This is a genomic window from Frankia sp. AiPs1 (genome assembly GCF_023716945.1).
Classification (GTDB): domain Bacteria; phylum Actinomycetota; class Actinomycetes; order Frankiales; family Frankiaceae; genus Frankia.
Genome location: NZ_JAMQQF010001187.1, coordinates 1 through 538 on the forward strand (window position 1 = coordinate 1; position 538 = coordinate 538).

The following is a 538-nucleotide window of genomic DNA, read 5'->3' on the forward strand; positions in this document are numbered from 1 at the left end:
GCGGCGCGCAGGGCCGGGCTGGACGTCGGCTCGGTCGCCAGCCGACGCAGCGTCGCGACGAGGCCGACGAGGGTCAGCGGCCGGGGCGGGCGGCCGGGGACGTTCTCGACGGCGACGCCAAGCTCGTCGAGCAGCCGGCTGGGCAGGCTGCCGTCGTCGTCCGGGCTGTTGACGGCGGTGACCAGCAGGCGCCGCCGGGCCCGGGTGAGCGCGACGTAGAACAGTCGGCGCTCGTCGGCAAGCAGGTCCTGGCGGGTCAGCGGCGGGCGCAGGCCGCCGTGGGCGGGCGCGTCGAGCTGCTCAGCGCCCAGCAGCGAATGCCGCTCCCGCAGGTCCGGCCAGATTCCGTCCTGGACCCCGCAGACGGCGACGACGTCCCACTCCAGGCCCTTGGCACGGTGCGCGGTCAGCAGCCGCACGCCGCGGCGGCGGGCGTCCTCCCCCACCGGCGCGATGGCGTCGGCGGCGATCTGCTGGCGACCCAGCTCGTCGGCCAGGGAGGCGGCGCCGGTGCCGGGCCCGCGCCGCTGGGCGAGGC

1 protein-coding gene is annotated in these 538 nt (G+C 78.3%); it reads right to left on the reverse strand.

The features are described 5' to 3' along the window. Positions 1 to 538: 3'-5' exonuclease (locus ND748_RS33570; protein WP_285903036.1), on the reverse strand; the 538-nt coding region annotated here is incomplete at both ends.